The 18,703-nt window shown below is 73.0% G+C and carries 18 protein-coding genes; 12 read left to right on the forward strand and 6 right to left on the reverse strand.

Annotation, left to right across the window (positions count from 1 at the left end; translation table 11 throughout):
• Positions 1-237: 237 nt before the first annotated feature.
• Positions 238-1,077, forward strand: coding sequence for a Rossmann-fold NAD(P)-binding domain-containing protein (locus tag J3P38_RS06790; protein ID WP_210439059.1), 840 nt, complete (start codon positions 238-240; stop codon positions 1,075-1,077).
• A 53-nt stretch (positions 1,078-1,130) separates the two neighbouring features.
• Here J3P38_RS06790 and J3P38_RS06795 read toward each other — a convergent pair whose 3' ends face one another.
• Positions 1,131-2,048 (reverse strand): glucose 1-dehydrogenase, encoded by a 918-nt coding sequence (locus J3P38_RS06795; protein WP_210439061.1) that lies wholly within the window; start codon positions 2,046-2,048, stop codon positions 1,131-1,133.
• Positions 2,049-2,097: 49 nt separating this feature from the next.
• Between J3P38_RS06795 and J3P38_RS06800 the strand changes: the two genes are divergently transcribed.
• The 3 genes from J3P38_RS06800 (at position 2,098) to J3P38_RS06810 (ending at position 4,289) form a co-directional block, all read left to right on the forward strand.
• The gene (locus J3P38_RS06800) at positions 2,098-2,391 is read left to right on the forward strand and encodes a hypothetical protein (protein ID WP_210439063.1); all 294 of its coding nucleotides are present in this window, start codon (positions 2,098-2,100) and stop codon (positions 2,389-2,391) included.
• A gap of 176 nt (positions 2,392-2,567) precedes the next feature.
• On the forward strand, positions 2,568-3,674 hold the full coding sequence (locus tag J3P38_RS06805; protein WP_210503063.1) for a M14 family zinc carboxypeptidase: 1,107 nt from the start codon (positions 2,568-2,570) through the stop codon (positions 3,672-3,674).
• A 96-nt stretch (positions 3,675-3,770) separates the two neighbouring features.
• Entirely contained in the window at positions 3,771-4,289 is a 519-nt protein-coding gene (locus J3P38_RS06810) for a GNAT family N-acetyltransferase (protein ID WP_210503064.1), read from the forward strand.
• On the opposite strand, the gene J3P38_RS06815 is transcribed toward J3P38_RS06810, so the two are convergent.
• Together J3P38_RS06815 and J3P38_RS06820 are read right to left on the reverse strand one after the other, a co-directional pair.
• Positions 4,276-6,054, reverse strand: coding sequence for a sensor histidine kinase (locus J3P38_RS06815; RefSeq protein WP_210439068.1), 1,779 nt, complete (start codon positions 6,052-6,054; stop codon positions 4,276-4,278). The two genes, J3P38_RS06810 and J3P38_RS06815, sit on opposite strands and share 14 nt — an antisense overlap.
• An 85-nt stretch (positions 6,055-6,139) precedes the next feature.
• Complete coding sequence (locus J3P38_RS06820) at positions 6,140-7,054, reverse strand: LysR family transcriptional regulator (protein WP_210503065.1); 915 nt, start codon at positions 7,052-7,054, stop codon at positions 6,140-6,142.
• Positions 7,055-7,166: 112 nt separating this feature from the next.
• On the opposite strand from J3P38_RS06820, the gene J3P38_RS06825 reads away from it, so the two are divergent.
• Genes J3P38_RS06825 through J3P38_RS06845 form a run of 5 tightly spaced genes read left to right on the forward strand, consistent with a single transcriptional unit; the run spans position 7,167 to position 11,925 of the window.
• The gene (locus J3P38_RS06825; protein ID WP_210439072.1) at positions 7,167-8,165 is read left to right on the forward strand and encodes a Bug family tripartite tricarboxylate transporter substrate binding protein; all 999 of its coding nucleotides are present in this window, start codon (positions 7,167-7,169) and stop codon (positions 8,163-8,165) included.
• Between the two features lie 25 nt (positions 8,166-8,190).
• Positions 8,191-8,730, forward strand: a complete 540-nt coding sequence (locus J3P38_RS06830) for a tripartite tricarboxylate transporter TctB family protein (protein WP_210439073.1) — start codon at positions 8,191-8,193, stop codon at positions 8,728-8,730.
• Between the two features lie 11 nt (positions 8,731-8,741).
• Positions 8,742-10,259, forward strand: a complete 1,518-nt coding sequence (locus J3P38_RS06835) for a tripartite tricarboxylate transporter permease (RefSeq protein ID WP_210439075.1) — start codon at positions 8,742-8,744, stop codon at positions 10,257-10,259.
• Entirely contained in the window at positions 10,256-10,651 is a 396-nt protein-coding gene (locus J3P38_RS06840; RefSeq protein WP_210439076.1) for a universal stress protein, read from the forward strand. Before J3P38_RS06835 ends, J3P38_RS06840 begins: the two co-directional genes overlap by 4 nt.
• Entirely contained in the window at positions 10,648-11,925 is a 1,278-nt protein-coding gene (locus tag J3P38_RS06845; protein WP_210503066.1) for a glucarate dehydratase family protein, read from the forward strand. The genes J3P38_RS06840 and J3P38_RS06845 overlap by 4 nt, the downstream gene beginning before the upstream one ends.
• 249 nt (positions 11,926-12,174) lie before the next feature.
• Here the strand turns inward: J3P38_RS06845 and J3P38_RS18325 are convergent, their stop codons facing one another.
• The gene (locus tag J3P38_RS18325; protein ID WP_210439080.1) at positions 12,175-12,849 is read right to left on the reverse strand and encodes a FadR/GntR family transcriptional regulator; all 675 of its coding nucleotides are present in this window, start codon (positions 12,847-12,849) and stop codon (positions 12,175-12,177) included.
• Positions 12,846-14,006 (reverse strand): L-talarate/galactarate dehydratase, encoded by a 1,161-nt coding sequence (locus J3P38_RS06855; protein WP_210439081.1) that lies wholly within the window; start codon positions 14,004-14,006, stop codon positions 12,846-12,848. The genes J3P38_RS18325 and J3P38_RS06855 overlap by 4 nt, the downstream gene beginning before the upstream one ends.
• 89 nt (positions 14,007-14,095) lie before the next feature.
• Here J3P38_RS06855 and J3P38_RS06860 point away from each other — a divergent pair, with 89 nt between their 5' ends.
• Positions 14,096-15,328: an alpha-hydroxy acid oxidase gene (locus tag J3P38_RS06860; protein WP_210439083.1), complete on the forward strand. Its 1,233-nt coding sequence runs from the start codon at positions 14,096-14,098 to the stop codon at positions 15,326-15,328.
• Between the two features lie 2 nt (positions 15,329-15,330).
• On the opposite strand, the gene J3P38_RS06865 is transcribed toward J3P38_RS06860, so the two are convergent.
• Positions 15,331-16,263, reverse strand: coding sequence for a 2-hydroxyacid dehydrogenase (locus J3P38_RS06865; protein WP_307807757.1), 933 nt, complete (start codon positions 16,261-16,263; stop codon positions 15,331-15,333).
• A 92-nt stretch (positions 16,264-16,355) separates the two neighbouring features.
• Here J3P38_RS06865 and J3P38_RS06870 point away from each other — a divergent pair, with 92 nt between their 5' ends.
• Positions 16,356-17,267, forward strand: coding sequence for an AEC family transporter (locus J3P38_RS06870; RefSeq protein WP_210503067.1), 912 nt, complete (start codon positions 16,356-16,358; stop codon positions 17,265-17,267).
• Between the two features lie 20 nt (positions 17,268-17,287).
• Entirely contained in the window at positions 17,288-18,697 is a 1,410-nt protein-coding gene (locus J3P38_RS06875; RefSeq protein ID WP_210503068.1) for an FAD-binding oxidoreductase, read from the forward strand.
• Positions 18,698-18,703 lie beyond the last annotated feature (6 nt).

Consider the following 18,703-nt stretch of genomic DNA (forward strand, 5'->3'; position numbering starts at 1 on the left):
CAACCTAGGAAGAGGTGACGATGCCTGTCCAAGCCCCATTTTGTATCTGGTGATGCTCCTCCGGCATCCAACCGCGGGTAACGCCACCAACGCCGCGCTCCCGCCCCCACCGGTGGGGGCGGGAGTGTCGGCGTGGTGGCGTTACCTGGGGGCGGGGGTACGGACGGACGGCCCGGCGGGAGCGGAGGACGCCCACGGAGGTGCGAGGTCGTGGTCGTGGGCGGGTACGTTCGCCGCATGACCACCGACGTCCTGCTCGTCGGCTGCGGCGACCTCGGGGCCGCGGTCGGGCTGCGGCTTGCCGGACTCGGCCACGGCGTGCTGGCGCTGCGCCGCAACGCCGACCGGGTGCCTGCCCCGCTGGTCGTCCGGTCGGTGGACCTCTCGCGCGAGGCGCCCGACCTGGGCGACGTACGCCCCCGCCTGGTGGTCGTCGCGCTGACCGCGCGGCCGCGGACCGAGGAGGCCTACCGGGCGACGTACGTCGAGGGGATGGCGCGCGCGCTCGACGCGCTGGCCGCCCCGCCGGAGCGCGCCGTCCTCGTCTCCTCGACCGCCGTGCACCCGAGCGGTGCACGCCCCGACCTCGAGGACGAGACGACCCCGGCCGCACCGGCCGACGGGCCCGGACGGGTGCTCGTCGAGGCGGAGGAGGCGTTCCACCGGCGCCTTCCGCGGGGCACGGTGCTGCGGCTCTCGGGGCTCTACGGCGGCAGCAGCACCCGCCTGCTCGACACGGTCCGGGAGGGGCGCGTCGACGACCCGCACCGCTGGACGAACCGCATCCACCGCGCCGACGCCGCCGCGGCGGTCGTGCACCTGCTGACGATGGACGCCGAGCCCGAGCGCCTCTACCTCGGCACCGACGACGAGCCGGCGCAGATGGGCGACGTGGCGGCGTACCTGGCGCAGCGGCTCGGGGCGCCCGCGCCCCCGCCGGCCGACCCGGAGCAGGGGCACGGCAAGCGGCTGACCAACGCCCGGCTCCGGTCGACCGGCTGGGCCCCGGGCTTCCCGACCTACCGCGAGGGGTACGCCGCGCTCACCGCGCGCCGACCCCACGCGACGACGTCATGAGGATCTCCGGCCCGGAGCGGAGATCCTCATGACGTCCGGTGCGCGGGTGGCGCTCACATCGTGACCGGCTGCCCCCCGGTGACCGCGATGACCTCGCCGGTGATGAAGCTCGACTCGGGCGAGGCCAGGAAGACGAAGGCGGTCGCGACCTCGGCCGGCTGGCCCGCCCGTCCCATCGGGGTCTGCTCGCCGAACGTCTTCACCTTCTCGGGCGGCATCGTGGCCGGGATGAGCGGCGTCCAGATGGGCCCGGGCGCGACGGCGTTGACCCGGATGCCCTTCTCGGCGACGGTCTGCGCGAGGCCGCGGGTGAAGTTCACGATCGCGGCCTTCGTCGCCGCGTAGTCGAGAAGCTCGGGCGACGGCGAGGACGACTGCACCGAGGAGGTGTTGATGATGGAGGCGCCCTTCTTCATGTGCGGCAGCGCCATCTTGGACAGCCAGAACATCGCGTAGACGTTGGTGCGCATCACCCGGTCGAGCTGCTCGGTCGTGATGTCGGCCAGGCCGCCGGGCTGCGCCATCTGGTACGCCGCGTTGTTGACGAGGATGTCGATGCGCCCGAGCTCCGCGACGGTCCTGTCCACCAGCGCCTGGCAGGCCTCCTCCTCGACGAGGTCCGTCGGCACGAGCACGGCCCGGCGTCCGGCGTCCTCGACGAGGCGTCCGGTCTCGCGGGCGTCGTCGTCCTCCCCCTCGAGGTAGGCGATCACCACGTCGGCACCCTCGCGCGCGAACGCCAGGGCGACCGCGCGGCCGATGCCGGAGTCGCCGCCTGTGATCACGGCGACCTGGTCGAGGAGCCGGTCGTGCCCCCGGTAGGTCTCCTCGCCGTGGTCGGGCTTCTCACCCATCTCCGCGGTGACCGACTGGTCGTCGCCGGGCTTCGGGAGCTGCTCGCCCTCGGTGTCGGGCTGCTCGTGCACCTGGGTGGGGTCCTGCCGGGTCTGGTCTGCCTGTCCGTCGCTCATGCTCGGCGGTACCCGGCATGGAGGAGTCGATGCGGGGCACCGGGGGCCCATGGCACCCAAGGACGCAGCGGTCGCGGCCACCGACCGGTGGACCGACCCCGACGGCTTCCGCGCCCCCGCCGGCCTCGTCCACGCGTGGCTGCGGGGCACCAACCAGACGCTGTGCGGGATCCCCCTCAGCAAGGCGCGCCTGCACCGCTTCCCGCACATCCAGTGGGTCGACGCCCAGCCCGCCACCGGCCGTGACGCCGACCGGGTCAGCGAGGTCTGCCGTCGCTGTGCCGCCGGCATGGGCGAGAAGCGCGACAGCCGGCCGTGGAAGCGGACGAACCCGCGGCCCTGACCGGATCCGGCCACGTCGGCCGGGGGGCTCTGGTGCCGTGTCGGACGATCGACGTACGGTGCGTGCACCTGTCGATCGCTCGGCTCGCCGGGCACAACTGATGTGGAGAACGCATGTCTGCACGACGTTGGACGGCCGTCCTCACCGGACTGGCCCTCCCTCTCGGGATCGTCGCCATGACCACCTCGTCACCCGCGACCGCCATCCCGCCGGAGTCGCACTGCGGCACCGAGGCCTCGGGCTCGGGCAACAACGGCTTCGTCAACCACGCGCAGCTCACCCGGACCCTCGAGGGCATCGAGCGCTCGACCAAGGGCGTCGTCGACGTCGAGGTCGTGGGCGAGAGCAACCAGGGCCGCGAGATCTACACCGCTCGCGTCGGCGAGGGCGACACCGTCGTCTTCGTCCAGTCGCAGATCCACGGCAACGAGAACCACGGCACCGAGGCGCTGCTCGACCTGCTCCGCCGCTGGGGCGGGGCGACCCCGGAGGCCGCGGCGCTGCGCGAGGAGGTCACCATCGTCGCGATCCCCCGGCTCAACGTGGACGGGGGCGAGCGCGACACGCGGCAGAACGAGATGACGTGGGCGGACGTCGTGGCGGCCTTCCCGCAGCTCGCGGGCGTCGCCCCGGCGTGGAACTACAACACCCGCGTCGGCGGCTTCGACGTCAACCGCGACTTCAACCCCGACCTCGACTACGTCCCGCAGCCGGCCGACTTCCCCGGCAACAGCGCCGACACCGGCTGGTACATCACGCCGGAGGCCCAGACGGTCCGTGACGTCTACCGCGGGCTGGAGGCGGAGTTCGGCACGGTCGACTACTTCGTCGACCTCCACAACCAGTGGTCCTGCTACGCCACCGAGGACCTCGAGAGCATGTCGCCGCTCTCGATCTCGGCGAAGTTCATCGACGACCCGAGCGAGTTCGGCACGTGGCCGGAGTTCGACATGGAGGCGTCCAAGCGCGCCAACGTCGCGGTCTACGAGGCGCTCCAGGACTACGGCCGGTCCGGCTACGGCGACCTCACGCTGTACCCGCAGGACACGAACCTGCCCGGCACCGCGCTCGGCTCGTTCGCCCTCCGGGGCAGCGCGGTCGTGCTCTTCGAGACGTCCAGCCAGACGCAGTACGACGGCATGAAGCGCAACGGCATGCTGCGCAAGCAGATCGAGATCGGGCTCGGCGGCCTGGTCGACGCCGTCGCCGACGGCTCGATCGCCACGCTCGACCCGTCCGTCTACGACACCATCCCGCAGCGGGTCTACCTGCCCGCCGACTGACCGGACGCGAGCGCGGTGGCTGGGGCGCACCACCCGGTGCGCCCCAAGCCACCGCGACGTCACCTCTGCGAAACATCGCTGTCCCACACTGGCCCCGTGCACATCTCCCGCGCCGACTTCACCGATCCGCGACTCGCCGCGTTCCTCCAGGCGCACCTCGACGACATGGAGCCGACCGCCCCTCCCGAGAGCCGCCACGCCCTCGACCTGACCGCGCTGCAGGCCGACCACGTACGGCTCTGGGTCGCGGTCGCGACGCGGGACGACGACGGGGCCGACGGGGCCGACGGGGCCGACGGTGACCGCAGCGCCGGCGCCATCGTCGGCACGGCCGCCCTCGCCGGGCTCACCGAGCGGCACGAGGAGCTCAAGAGCATGCGCACCGAGCCACGGTCGCGGGGGCGGGGCGTCGCGACCGCCCTGCTGGCGCACGTCCTGGACGACGCACGGGCGCGCGGGGTCGAGCGGGTGTCGCTGGAGACCGGCAGCATGGCGTTCTTCGAGCCGGCGCGGAGGTTCTACGCCGCAGCGGGCTTCGTGCCGTGCCCACCGTTCGGGTCCTACGTCGAGGACCCGAACAGCACGTTCATGACCCTCACGCTCAGCCGTCGCTGACGTCGCCCTCGTAGGCGGGCAGCGAGACCGTCACGGTCGTGCCCCGACCCCGCTCGGAGTCGAGCTCGATGGTGCCCGCGTGGCGGTCGACGATGCGGGCCACGATCGCGAGCCCCAGTCCGGTCCCGGGCCGCACGAGCGCGGCGGGGTTGGTGGAGCGGAAGAACTCACGGAAGAGCTGCTCCTGGTCGCGGCGGGAGATGCCGATGCCGGTGTCCTCGATGCTGATCGAGACCCGGCCGTCGCACTGCTCGACGCGGGCGGTGACCCGGCCGCCCGGATCGGTGTACTTGATGGCGTTGGAGGCGAGGTTGGTCAGCAACCGGTGCAGCTCGTCGGGCTGCCCGGCCACGAACGCCGGCTCGTTCGGCAGGTGGGCCGCGCACTCCACGCCGCCCGCCGACGCGGCGGCGTGGCACTCGTCGTAGACGTCGTGCACGACGCGGCGCAGGTCCACCGGGACGGGATCGAACTCCCGGCGCGGGTCCGACATCTGCGCCACCGTGAGCATGTCCTCGATCACCGCCCGCATGCGGGTGGCGCCGCGACTGGCGGCCGCCACCGACCGCCGGCTCTCCTCGTCGAGGTCGCCGACGTCGAGCAGCTCGAGGTTGGCGCTCATCGAGAAGAGCGGGTTGCGCAGCTCGTGGCCCAGGGTGTTGACCACCTCGACGCGGTAGCTGTCGAGCCGGCGGAGCCGGTCGGCGACCGCACGCTCGCGTTCGAGCTGCCGGGCGTTGGCGACGGCGCGACCGAGGTCGCGCCCGATGTCCATCGCCGCGTCACGTTCCACGTCGGTCCACGCACGCACGTCCGAGACCCGGGTCAGCACGAGGAAGCCCAGGCACCGCGGTCCCGCGCCCAGCGGCACGAACAGCACGGACCCGATGCCGATGCGGTCGAGGAAGGCGAGGAGGCGCTCGGCGTCCTCGGGCGGCAGGCCGGGCTGGGCCGCGTTGGCACGCGAGAAAGGGGCGACGTACTGGTCGGCCCAGTAGCGGTGCGCCAGCCGCACCACGACGTCGTCGATCTCGGAGAAGGGCGGCGCGACGTCGCTGCCGCGGGAGTAGGAGATGGTGGAGGTGGCGCCGTCGTCGTCGAACGCGGTCAGCCAGATGCCCGCGGCGCCGAAGCACGACACCAGCGTCGACCGGCAGGCCTCCAGGACCAGGTCGAGCGTCGGCTCGCCCGACGCCTGGCGGACGATCTCGCGGGCCTCGGTCGCCATCCGCACCCGCTCGGCGAGCTCCTCGCGCTCGAGCGCGAGGAGGACCAGCGTGCGGGCGAGGCCGGCGTACTTGGTGAGCACCGCCAGCTGGTCGGGGCCGGGGACGCGGCCGTTGTGCGGGCTGTCGACCGACAGCAGGCCGCGCAGCCGTCCCTCCTCGTCGTGGAGCGGAGCGGCGAGCAGGTTGTGGGGGTGCCAGGCGTCGTCGCCTTCGAGGGGCGTCACGTCCGGGACGTAGCTGTACTCCAGGACCTCCGCTGTCGTGCGGTCGTGCGGCACGAAGCGCCACACTCCCCAGTCGTCGGCGCCGGCCAGGTCCTCCTCGATGGCCCGGGTCGGCACGAGCCGTCCGACGAAGCCCTCCTCGACGCCGGCCGCGGCGACCACCTCGAAGTGCCCGTCGCGGCGCAGGCTGATGGCCGACTGCTCGAAGCCGGCGAGCGTGGCGACGCCCTCGACGAGCACCTGCAGGTGCTGGCGCGTCTGGTCGTCGGCCCACGGGACTCCCGTGTCCCGGCCTGCTGTCTGGTCCTGCATCGCACCCCCTGCCGCACCTCGGCAGACGGCACGTCCCTCCAACTGTCACACGGGAGCGGGCGCCATGGAACCGAAACGGCGCGGATCAGCGGTCCGCGGCCGTGGCCACCACGTCGAGCACGCGGCGCACGACCGGGGTGACCGCCTCGCGGGACCAGATGGCGTGCAGCTCCACGGGCCGGTCCGGGTCGGCGTCGACGCGGGTGTCCCCGCCGTGGTGCGCCAGCTCCTTGAAGACCACCCCGTCCACGTGCAAGGACTCCGCGGAGGCCGGCGCGAGGGTGACCCCGCGCTCGGCGCTGACGAGCAGCATCGCCGTGAGCACCTGGTGCACCCGCTGGTCGATGCGCGGGTGGGCGTTGGCGAAGAAGCGCACGGACAGCTCGTGGAAGTAGCGGGACTGGTCGGGGTTGTAGCCGATGACCGTCGCGCCCTCGAAGTCGTCGGGCGTGAGCGGCCGCTCCACCCCGGCCAACGCGTGCGAGACCGGCACCACCGCCATGAACGGCTCGCGCAGCACGACGCGCGAGCGCAGCAGCGAGGTGTCGAACGGCGGTCGCGCCAGGCCGATGTCGAGCTCGCCGCGGCGGATGCCGTCGACCTGTGCGTTGGTCACCCGCTCCGAGAGCACCACCTCGACGTCGGGCAGCTCGGCGGTCAGCCGGCGCAGCAGCGGGCCGAGGATCGAGATCGCCGAGACGGCGGTGAACCCCAGGCAGACGACGCCCGCGGCCCCGGCGTCGACCCGGCGGGCGAGGTCGCCCGCGCCCTCGACGAGGTTGAGCAGGCGGTAGGCCTCGTCGAGGAACGCCAGACCGGCGCCGGTCAGCTCGACGCGACGGTTGTCCCGCTCGAGCAGGCGCGCGCCGACCGACTTCTCGAGCTTCTGGATCTGCCGCGACAGCGGCGGCTGCGTCATCCGCAGGCGCTCCGCGGCGCGCCCGAAGTGCAGCTCCTCCGCGACCGCGACGAAGGAGCGGACCTGGTCCAGGGTGATCACGCGGCGAGGGTACGATGCACGGGATGGATCAGTCCATGCCGAAACGGGCTTGGACCGGCATCGTCGTCGAATCCTAGTGTCGGTGGTCACACCCCGAACAAGGAGCACCACCATGCGCAAGCAGACCCTCAGCCTGGCGGCCGTCGCCACTGGCGCCGCCCTTGCCCTGTCCGCCTGCGGCGGCGTCTCCACCACCACCGGCGGGGACGACGGCGGCGCGTATCCCTCCGGCTCGGTCGAGATGTACGTCGGCGCCGACCCGGGCGGCTCTTCGGACCTCATCTCGCGCCAGATCGCCGGCGGCCTGTCCGACGAGCTCGGCGAGACCTTCTCGGTGCTCAACCGCTCCGGGTCCAACGGCGCTCTCGCGGCGGCCGAGGTCCAGCAGGCCGAGCCCGACGGCTCCATCATCTCGATCCAGAACGCCTCGCTCTTCGCGATCACGCCCCTCGCGGTGGCCGAGGACGAGGTCACCAGCATCGACGACTTCGACGTCGTCGGCGGCGTCTCCCGCGACGACTACGTGCTCGTCACCAACTCCGAGAACCCGTGGACGAGCATCGACGACCTGAAGGGCGCCGGCAAGAAGCTCACCTACGGCACCACCGGCGTCGGCACGGGCGCCCAGCTCGCCTGCGCGCTGACCTACGAGAGCGGCGACATCGACTCCGAGGCGGTGCCCTTCGACGGCGGCGCCCCGGCCCTGACCGCGCTGCTCGGCAACCAGGTCGACACCGCCTGCCTGCAGACCGGCGAGGCCATCGAGAACATCGAGAACGGCAAGCTCACCGCCCTGTCGGTGTACGCCCCCGAGCGCATCGACTTCCTGCCCGACGTCCCGACCGCCACCGAGCAGGGCCTCGACGTCGAGGTCTACCAGTACCGCTTCATGACGACCCCCAAGGGCACGCCCCAGGACGTCAAGGACACGATCTGGGAGGGCATGCAGGCCACCTTCGAGACCGAGGACTACCAGGCGTTCAACGAGCAGAACAGCCTCACTCCGCTCGAGGTCCCCGGCGACGAGGTCGTCGAGATGCTCGAGAGCGACCGCGAGCGCTACGCCTCCCTGGTCGAGGAGTACGGCATCGACCTCGGCGACGCCAGCTGACCACCCCCACCCCGGAGGAACGACGATGAGCGACGAGCGCACCACCGCGCGGCGGGTCGGCGAGGGCGACATCCTCGCCGAGCTCGAGGCCGAGGTGGCCCACGAGCTGGAGGAGCAGCGACCGCCCGCGGGCGGCCCGGCCTACCAGGTCGTCGCCGCGCTCGTCACGCTCGGGGTCGGCCTCGCCGGCGCGGTGCTCGCCCAGGGCTACGGGCTCGGGTCGCTCGCGCGACCCGGCCCGGGCCTCTGGCCGATGGTCGTCTCGGTGGTCGTCGTCGTGCTCTCGCTCGCCCTGCTCCTCGTCGGTCGTGGCCTCACGGACAGCGAGCGGTTCAGCCGCGCCAGCGCGCTGCCGCTCGTCGGGGTCGCGACCTTCGTCGCGCTCGGCCTCCTGATCCCGACCCTCGGGTTCGAGATCCCCGCCTTCGCCCTGTGCGTGGTGTGGCTGCGCTTCCTCGGCGGCGAGTCCTGGCGCTCCACGATCGCGGTCTCGCTCGGCACCGTCGCGGCCTTCTACGCCCTGTTCCTCTACGGCCTGCGCATCCCGCTGCCGCACCTGTTCTGAGAGGCGGACACATGGACGCGTTCCTCGACGGCTTCTCCGTCGTCACCCAGCCGGGCAACCTGCTCTACTGCCTGATCGGCGTGCTCATCGGCATGCTCATCGGCGTGCTGCCCGGCCTCGGCCCGGCCGCGACGATGGCGATCCTGCTGCCCATCGTCGTGACCGTCGACCCGGTGGCGGCGGTCATCATGCTCGCCGGGATCTACTACGGCGCCCAGTACGGCGGCACCATCACCTCCGTGCTCCTCCGGCTGCCCGGCGAGGCGTCGTCGGTGGTGACCGTCTTCGACGGCTTCGCCCTCGCCAAGCAGGGCAAGGCCGGCACCGCGCTCGGCATCGCCGCGATCGGCTCCTTCGTCGGCGCCACGGTCTCCATCGTCGCGCTCAGCCTCACCGCCCCGATCGTGGCCGGCTGGGCGCTGGACTTCGGCCCCGCCGAGTACGCCGCGCTGGCGCTGCTCGGCGTCCTGCTGATCGCGACCATCGGCAGCGGCCACCCCGTCAAGGCGCTGATCGCCGCGTCGGTGGGCCTGCTCCTCGCGACCGTCGGCCGCGACAGCTTCAACAACTCCCAGCGCTTCACCTTCGACAGCCTCCAGCTCGCCGACGGGCTCGACTTCGTGGTCGTCGCGATGGGCCTCTTCGGCGTCGGCGAGATCCTCTACAACCTCGAGGAGCGGCACGGGAAGGTGCACGTGCCCGCCGCGGTCGCCAACGTCTGGCCCTCGCGCACGGAGCTCCGGCAGGCCGCCCCCGCCATCGGGCGGGGCTCGGCGCTGGGATTCTTCCTCGGCGTGCTGCCCGGCGGCGGCGCCGTGATGGCCTCGCTCGCGGCGTACGCCACCGAGAAGCGCGTGTCGAAGACGCCCGAGCGGTTCGGGCGCGGTGCGATCGAGGGCGTGGCGGCGCCGGAGACCGCCAACAACGCGGCGGCGACGTCGTCGTTCATCCCGCTGCTCACCCTCGGCATCCCGGCGAACGCCTCGATGGGCATGCTGTTCGCCGCCCTGCTCGTCCTGGGCATCACGCCGGGACCGCAGCTGCTCGAGGAGCGGCCGGACCTGTTCTGGGGCGTGGTGAACTCGATGTACATCGGCAACCTGCTGCTGCTGGTCCTGAGCCTGCCGCTGGTGGGGATCTTCGTGCGGATCCTGCGGGTGCGTCCCGCGATCCTGGCGCCGATCACCGCCCTGATCACGATCCTCGGCGTCTACACGATCAACAACTCCGTGTTCGACATCTTCGTGATGATCGTCTTCGGCGTCCTGGGCTACCTGATGAAGAAGGTCGGCTTCGAGCCCGGCCCCATGGTGCTGGCCTTCGTTCTCGGCGCGCTGCTGGAGAACAACGTCCGGCGGGCCCTGCTGATCTTCGAGGGAGACCCCACCGGCTTCGTCACCCGACCGATCTCGGGCACCATCCTGGCTCTGTTCGTCCTCGCCGCCGTGCTCCCGATCGTCCAGGCCGTGCGCCGCCGCCGCACCGCGACCCCCCACCCGAACACCCAGCGAGAGGACTCCCTGCGATGACCATCGTGATCGGCTACGTACCCAGCGCCGTCGGCGCGGCGGCCCTGGAGGCCGGGCTCGCCGAGGCCGCCGCCCACGGCGAGGAGGTCGTGATCCTCAACAGCCCGCGCCGGCGCAGCACCGTCGACGCCGACCTCATCGACACCGCCGCGGCCGACGAGCTGGTCGCCCGCGCCGCCGCGGTCGGGGTGACGGCCAGGGTCGACCACGCCGACCACGGCGACGACCTCGTCGAGACCTTCGAGCGGGTGGTGGCGGCCGCCTCCGCGCGGCTCGTGGTCATCGGGCTGCGCCGGCGCTCGCCGGTCGGCAAGCTCGTCACCGGCAGCGACGCCCAGCGCCTGCTGCTCGACCTCGACGTGCCGATCCTCGCCGTGAAGCCGGCGAAGTGACCCCCGGGGTCAGCCGCAGCCGCATCTCCCGGGTCGTCGTCACCCCGGTCGCCTTCGAGGACCCGCCGCTGCTCAACGTCGTCGGCGTCCACCAGCCGTACGCCCTGCGCGCCATCCTCGAGCTGCACACCGACTCGGGCCTGCTCGGCCTGGGCGAGACGTACGCCGACGAGACGCACCTGGCCCGGCTGCAGGCCGTCGCCGCCGCGCTGCCCGGCCACGACCCGTACGACCTGCACGGCCTGCGCCGCCTCGTCACCGACGTGCTCGGGCGGGAGACCGGCGGAGGCGGCGCGTCGTTCGGAGGCATGCTCGACGTCGGCTCCGCCGTCGACACCGTCTGCTCCCCCTTCGAGGTCGCCTGTCTCGACCTGCAGGGACGCGCAACCGGCGTGCCGGTGAGCGACCTGCTCGGCGGCGCCGTTCGCGAGCGCGTCCCGTTCAGCGGCTACCTGTTCTACAAGTGGGCCGGTCATCCCGGACGTCCCGACGACGCGTGGGGCGAGGCGCTGACGCCCGACCAGGTCGTCGCGCAGGCACACCGGATGGTCGACGGCTGGGGGTTCGGCTCGCTCAAGCTCAAGGGCGGCGTCCTCCCGCCCGAGGAGGAGTGCGCCGCCGTCGAGGCGCTGCGCGACGCCTTCCCCGACCTGCCGCTGCGACTGGACCCCAACGGCGCGTGGACCGTCGAGACGTCGGTGGCGGTCGCCGACCGGCTGGCCGGCGTCGTGGAGTACCTCGAGGACCCCACGCCGGGCATCGAGGGCATGGCCGCCGTCGCCGCGCGCACCGACGTGCCGCTGGCGACGAACATGTGCGTGATCGCGATGGAGCACCTGCCGCCCGCGATCGCCCAGGACGCCGTCCAGGTCGTGCTGTCCGACCACCACCTGTGGGGCGGGCTGCGGAAGTCCGCGCTGCTCGGCGGCATCACCGAGGTCTGGGGGTTGGGGCTGTCGATGCACAGCAACTCCCACCTCGGCGTCTCGCTCGCGGCGATGGTGCACCTGGCGGCGGCCACGCCGAACCTCACCTACGCCTGCGACACCCACTACCCGTGGAAGACGCAGGACGTCGTCGCGGGCGACGCCCTGGCGTTCGCCGGAGGTTCGGTCGCCGTGCCGACCTCGCCGGGTCTCGGCGTCGAGCTCGACCGCGACAAGCTGGCCGAGCTGCACGAGCTGTACCTCTCCTGCGGCGTGCGCCGCCGGGAGGACACCGTCTACATGCGCTCGATCCGGCCGGACTTCACCCCGAACACCGCCCGCTGGTGACGAGCAGGCGCCAATGTCCCGGGATCTCCCGTCGAGTCGGCGCCAGTGTCCCGCCACCCCGGGGCGAGTCGGCGCCAGTGTCCCGCCACCTTGCGGCGAGGCGGCCCCAGTGTCCCGTAGTTCGCTGGGACACAAGCGCCCACTCGGCCCCCAATGCTGGGACGCACGCGCCCACTCGGGCCGCGATGCTGGGACGCACGCGCCCACTCGGGCCGCGATGTGGGGACGCAGGCGCCCAGTCGCCCCTGCTCAGGTGACGCGGCGGCGGGTGTTCCCCAGGTGCAGCCGCATCGCCGCCCGTGCGGTCTCCGCGTCGCCCGCGAGCACGGCTGCGGCGACGTTGTCGTGCTCACGCTGGACGCGCTCGACGTGGGTGGCGTCGGTCATGGAGTACGCCTCGCCCAGGCGGGTGCGCGGCAGCATGATCATCATCGGGCCGAGCGAGCCCATCAGGTCGACGTAGAAGCGGTTGCCGGTCGCTCGGGCGACGGCGAGGTGGAAGGCGAAGTCCGCCTCGACCGCGCCCTCGTGCCCGGAACGGACGAAGCCGGAGAGCGCCTCCTCGATCGAGGTGGCGTCGGCCGACGTGTGGTGCACCGCCGCCAGCGCGGCCGCCTCGCTCTCGACGCCGATGCGGAAGTCGAGCATCGCCAGCACGTCGGCGTGCGTGCGGATGGCGGACGCCTCGACGCTGAACGACGAGGCCTCGGGCACCGCGAGCACGAAGGACCCGCGGCCCTGCTGGGTCTCCACCAGCCCCTCGGCCCGGAGCCGGGTCACCGCCTCGCGCACCACGGTGCGGGAGACGGCGTACTCCTCGATGAGCTCGGCCTCGGAGGGCAGCTTGGCGCCCGGGGCGAGGTCGCCGGCCAGGATCTTGTCCTTGAGGCCGGCGACCACGCGCTGGGCGAGCGTGGTGGTCACGCGCCGAAGGTAGCGGTCTCCACGGTGAGCGAGCGCATCTCCTCGGTCAGCGTGAAGCCGAGGCCCGGGCGGTCCGGCACGAAGATCCGGCCGTCGCGGATGTCGATGCGCTCCTCGAAGAGCGGGTTGAGCCACTCGAAGTGCTCGACCCACGGCTCGGTGGGGTACGTCGCCGCGAGGTGGAGGTGGATCTCCATCGCGTAGTGCGGCGCGAGGTCGAGGCGGCGGTGCGCGGCGAGCGTGGCGAAGCGGAGGAACGGCGTGATGCCGCCGATGCGCGGCGCGTCGGGCTGCACGATGCCGCGGTAGCCGGCGTCGACCAGGCCCATGTGCTCGTCGACCGAGGTCAGCATCTCACCCGTCGCGATCGGGGTGTCGAAGGCCTGCGACAGGTCGGCGTGGCCGGTGTGGTCCCAGGCGTCGAGCGGCTCCTCGATCCAGACGAGGTCGAACCGCTCGAGCTCGCGGCACATCCGGCGGGCGCGGGCGCGGTCCCACTGCTGGTTGGCGTCGACCATGAGCGGACCGTCGCCGAGGTGCTCGCGCAGGGCGGCCACCCGGCGCAGGTCCTCGCGCCAGTCGGGTTGGCCGACCTTGATCTTGATGCCGCCGATGCCGGAGGCGAGCGAGGCGGTGGCCTTGTCCTTGATCTCCTCGACCGAGGCCTGGAGGAAGCCGCCCGAGGTGTTGTAGACGCGGCACGAGTCGCGGTGCGCCCCGAGCAGCTTGGCCAGAGGCAGGCCGGCACGGCGGGCCTTGAGGTCGTGGAGCGCCACGTCGAGCGCAGCCACGGCCTGCGTCGCGACACCCGAGCGGCCCACCGAGGCCCCGGCCCACATCAGCGACTCGTAGATCTTCGCGATGTCGCTCGGGTCCTGACCGATGGCGACGTCGACGACCTCCTTGAGGTGGGCGTACTGCGCGCGGCCGCCCGCCCGCTTCGAGTAACTGAACCCCATGCCCTCGAAACCCTGCTCGGTGGTGAGCTCGACGAAGAGCATGACCGTCTCGGTGAGTGGCTTCTGGCGACCGGTGAGCACCTTGGCGTCGCTCACCGGGGTCGGCAGGGGGAGCACCACGTGGGAGAGCGTGATGCTCCGGATGCGGTCACCGGTGCCGGTCGGGGTCGGTGCCGGCGGGGTGGCGGTCTGGGTCATGGGGGTTCCTCGGGTCGAGCCTGACTTGTATGATGAGTGTGCAACTTGTTACATGAGTCAGTCAACCCCGTCCCGCGAGGAGCCCACCGATGACGCAGCTCAGCAGCCGCCGCCAGGTCCCGCGGTGGCGGGACCTCGAGCCCTTCCTCCGTCCGCGACCGCTCGAGCGCGACGTCGTACGCCGCCGGCTCGCGCGCTGCCTGTCGGTCGACGACGTCGAGCGCCTCGCGCGCCGCCGGGTGCCCGGCGCGGTCTGGGACTACGTCGCCGGCGGGTCGGACTCGGAGATCGCCATGCGCCGCAACCGCGACGCCTTCGACCGCGTCGAGCTCCGCCCGACCGCCTTCAGCCAGGTAGCCGAGCCCGAACTCGCGACCACGCTCCTCGGGCGCCCGGCAGCGGCCCCGATCGCGCTGGCCCCGACCGGGTACACGCGCCTGGGCCACCACACCGGGGAGCGGGCCGTCGCGGCTGCGGCGGAGCGCGCCGGGCTGCCGTACACCCTCTCGACCTACGCCACGACCTCGATCACCGACGTCGCGCGGGCCGCACCGGGCGGTCGCAACTGGTTCCAGGTGTACCTGATGAAGGACCGCGCGGTCACCGGGGCGCACCTCGACGAGGCGCGCGCCCAGGGGTTCGAGGCGCTGGTGCTCACCATCGACACGACGGTCACCGGGATGAAGCGCAAGGACAAGCTGAACGGCTTCGCGATCCCGCCACAGCTCACGGCGCGCACGATGGCCGGGATGGCCAGGCACCCTCGCTGGGTCGCCGACATACTCACGACCGAGCCGCTGAGCTTCGCGACCTTCCCGGCGGGCTCGGAGTACGCCCGCTGGGGCATGTCCAACCAGCTGCGCGAGCAGCAGATCCGCCCCGCGGATGTCACGTGGCTGCGCGAGCGGTGGGATGGCCCCGTCGTGGTCAAGGGCGTCCAGTCGGTCGGCGACGCTGTCGCCGCGGTCGACGCCGGGGCGGACGCCATCGTGCTGTCCAACCACGGCGGACGCCAGCTCGACCGCGCCCCGGTTCCCCTGGAGCTGCTCCCGCAGGTCGTCGAGGCGGTCTCAGGCCGCACGGAGGTCTGGCTGGACTCGGGCGTGCGCAGCGGGGGCGACGTGGTGGCGGCGGTGGCCCTCGGCGCCACCGGCGTGATGGTCGGCCGGGCCTACCTCTACGGCCTGATGGTCGGTGGGGAGCGCGGCGTGACCCACGTGCTCGACCTGCTCGCCGAGGAGATGCGCCGCGCGATGTGCATGCTCGGCACGCCCACGATCGCCGACCTCACGCCCGAGCACGCACGGCTGCGGGACCGATGACCTCATCCGACGGGGGTGACCAGCTCGCCGCGCTCGAGGAAGGCGTCGATGTTGGCGAGCACGAGCCGGCCCATCGCCTCCCGGGTCTCGGTGGTCGCACTGCCGACGTGCGGCAGCAGCACCACGTCGTCGCGCCGCAGCAGCGCCTCGGGCACGTGCGGCTCGTCGGCGAAGACGTCGAGCCCGGCCCCGGCGATCCGGCCGTCCTCGAGCGCGGCCACCAGCGCGTCCTCGTCGACGACCGAGCCCCGCGCGACGTTGACGAGGTAGCCCTCGGGGCCCAGCGCGTCGAGGACCGCTGCGTCGACGAGCTTGTCGGTACCCGCTCCGCCGGGCGTGAGGACCACCAGCACGTCGCTCGCGGCGGCGAGCTCGACGGGGCTCGGGTGGTAGGCCCACGCGACGGCCTTGCGGCTGCGGGAGTGGTAGTGGATCTCGGCCCCGAAGGCCTCCAGCCGCTCGGCGGCGGCGGTGCCGATGCGGCCGAGGCCGAGCACGCCGACCACCGAGCCCCGCACGTCCCGGGTCAGCGGCACCCGCTCGCCGCGCGACCACGCGCCGCTGCGGACGAACCGGTCCGCCGCGGTGATCCCGCGCAGCACGTCGACGACCAGGGCGGCCGCCAGGTCGGCGACGGCGTCGGTCAGCACGTCGGGGGTGTTGGACACGACGATGCCGCGGCGGGTCGCCTCGGCCACGTCGACGTTGTCGTAGCCGACGCCGAAGTTGGCGATCGCCCGCAGGTCCGGCAGCGCGTCCAGCTCGGCCGCGCCCACCTTCGCGCCGCCGCCCACGACCGCGACCTCGACGCCTGCCGGGTCGGCGAGGTCGGCGAGCCGCGGGGCGGCGTACCGCTCCGTCAGCCACTCGCGCACGAACGGCATGAGCCCGCCGAGCTGGACGACGCGGACCTGGTGCGTGGTGTCGGTGGTCACCGCGCCATCCTTGCCGTGCGGCGGTCGTCGCGTCCAAGACGAGCTCGACATCGCGCGATACCCCGTGCGGCGCAGAGGGAGAGGGAGCCCGCGTGGGTCTGCTGATCGGCTTCACCACGATCCTCCTCGTCATCGCCGCCGGCGCCGCCCTGGCCCACGTCGGCGTGCTCGACAGCCGCTCGCAGCGCACCCTCGGCGAGATCGCGTTCTTCGTGGCGTCGCCGGCCCTGATGGTGGTGACGATCAGCGAGGTCCACCTCGAGGCGGCCGCGGCCAACCTAATCGCCTCGAGCGTCTCGCTCGGCGCGTGCTTCTGGGCGTACGTCGCCATCGCCCGGCTGCGGTGGCGCCTCGACACCGGCGCGCTGCTCATCGGGGCGCTGTCGGCGTCCTACGTCAACGCCGGCAACCTCGGCATCGCGATCGCGGCCTACGTCGTCGGCGACATCACGGTCGTCGTGCCGACGCTGCTGGTGCAGATGCTGCTCGTGCAGCCCGTCGCGCTGGTCGTCCTCGACCGGGTCACCGGCCGCGGCGACGGCGTGCGCGCCGCCGTCCGCCGCCTCGTCACCAACCCCCTCACCGTCGCCGCCCTCCTCGGCCTGGTGCTCGCGGTCACCGGGTGGCGCCTGCCCGCCCCGGTGCTGTCGCCGCTCGAGCTGCTCGCGGGCGCGGCGATCCCCCTCATGCTGATGTCGTACGGCGCTGCGCTCCGGCTGAGCCCGCCCGTCGGCAGGGCCGGCCACAACGGCGAGGTCCTCCTCGTCACAGGCCTCAAGATGGCGGTCATGCCGGTCGTCGCCTGGCTCGTCGGCGTCGGCCTCGGGCTCGACGGCCCGGTCCTGCTCGGCGTGGTCATCACCGCCGCCCTGCCCACCGCGCAGAACATCTTCCTGCACGCCACCCGCTACCGCGTGGGCGAGGACGTCGCACGCGAGACCATCCTGATCACCACCCTGGCCTCGCTGCCCACCGCGCTGCTCGTCGCGGTGCTGCTGGGCTGAGACCCACCGAGGAGACCACCGTGACCGACCTGCTCGAGCAGCTGCGCGCCGCTGTCGGCGACGCCCACGTCCTGACCGACCCCGAGGACGTCGCGGCGTACGTCGTCGACTGGACCGGCGTCCACACGGGGCGCGCGCTCGCGGTCGTGCGCCCCGGCTCCACCGACGAGGTGGCGGCGGTCGTGCGCGCCTGTCGCGGGGCACGCGCGCCGATCGTCCCGCAGGGCGGCAACACCGGACTGGTCGGCGGCGGCGTGCCGGACGGCTCCGGCAGCCAGGTGGTGCTTTCCCTCGGCCGGATGCGGACCGTCCGTGCCGTCGACCCGGTCGCGGGCACGGTCACCGTCGACGCCGGGGTGGTGCTGGCGGACGTGCAGGCCGCGGCGGAGGCGGCCGGTCGGCTCTTCCCGATGTCACTGGGCTCCGAGGGCAGCTGCACGATCGGCGGCAACCTCGCCACCAACGCGGGCGGCACCGCGGTGCTGCGCTACGGGATGACCCGCGAGCTGGTGCTGGGCCTGGAGGTCGTGCTCCCCGACGGGCGGGTGTGGGACGGGCTGCGAGGCCTGCGCAAGGACAACACCGGCTACGACCTCACCCAGCTGTTCGTCGGGTCGGAGGGCACGCTCGGCGTGATCACCGGGGCGGTCCTCCGGCTCTTCCCGGCCACCCCGCGGCACGCCACCGCCTGGGTGGCGGTACCCGACGTCGCGGCCGCGGTGGCGCTGCTCGCGGTCGCCCAGGAGCGGGCGGGGGCCCACCTCACCACCTTCGAGATCGCCAACCGGCAGGCCCTCGACCTCGTCCTCGCCCACCTGCCGGGCGCCGTCGACCCGCTCGACGAGCCGAGCGACTGGTACGTCCTCGTCGAGCTCGCCGCGACCGAGGCGGACCACGGGCTCGACGACACCCTCGAGGCGGTCCTCGGGGAGGCGGTCGAGACGGGGCTGGCCACCGACGCCGCGATCGCCGGCAGCCGCGCGCAGCGCTCGGCGCTCTGGTCGCTGCGCGAGGGCATCTCCGAGGTGCAGAAGGTCGAGGGGGCCACCCTGAAGCACGACGTCACCCTGCCGATCGCCGACCTCGCCGCCTGGACCGACGCCATGGGCCCGCGGCTGCAGCAGATCCTGCCGGGTGTGCGGCCGGTGACCTACGGCCACGTCGGCGACGGCAACCTGCACTACAACCTGAACGCGCCGGTGGGTCGCGACGACGACCTCCGGGCGGCGGCCGCCCAGCTGTCCACGGCGATCTACGACGCGGTGGCCGCGGCCGACGGCTCCATCAGCGCCGAGCACGGCCTCGGCCGGACGAAGGCGGCGGCCGCGGCGTCGTACAAGTCCGACGTCGAGGTCGACCTGATGTGGGCGGTCAAGCGGGCGCTCGACCCGGAGGGCCTGATGAGCCCCGGGGTCCTGGTTCCGGACTGATCCGCG

This window comes from Nocardioides xinjiangensis, assembly GCF_017916455.1.
Lineage (GTDB): Bacteria > Actinomycetota > Actinomycetes > Propionibacteriales > Nocardioidaceae > Nocardioides > Nocardioides xinjiangensis.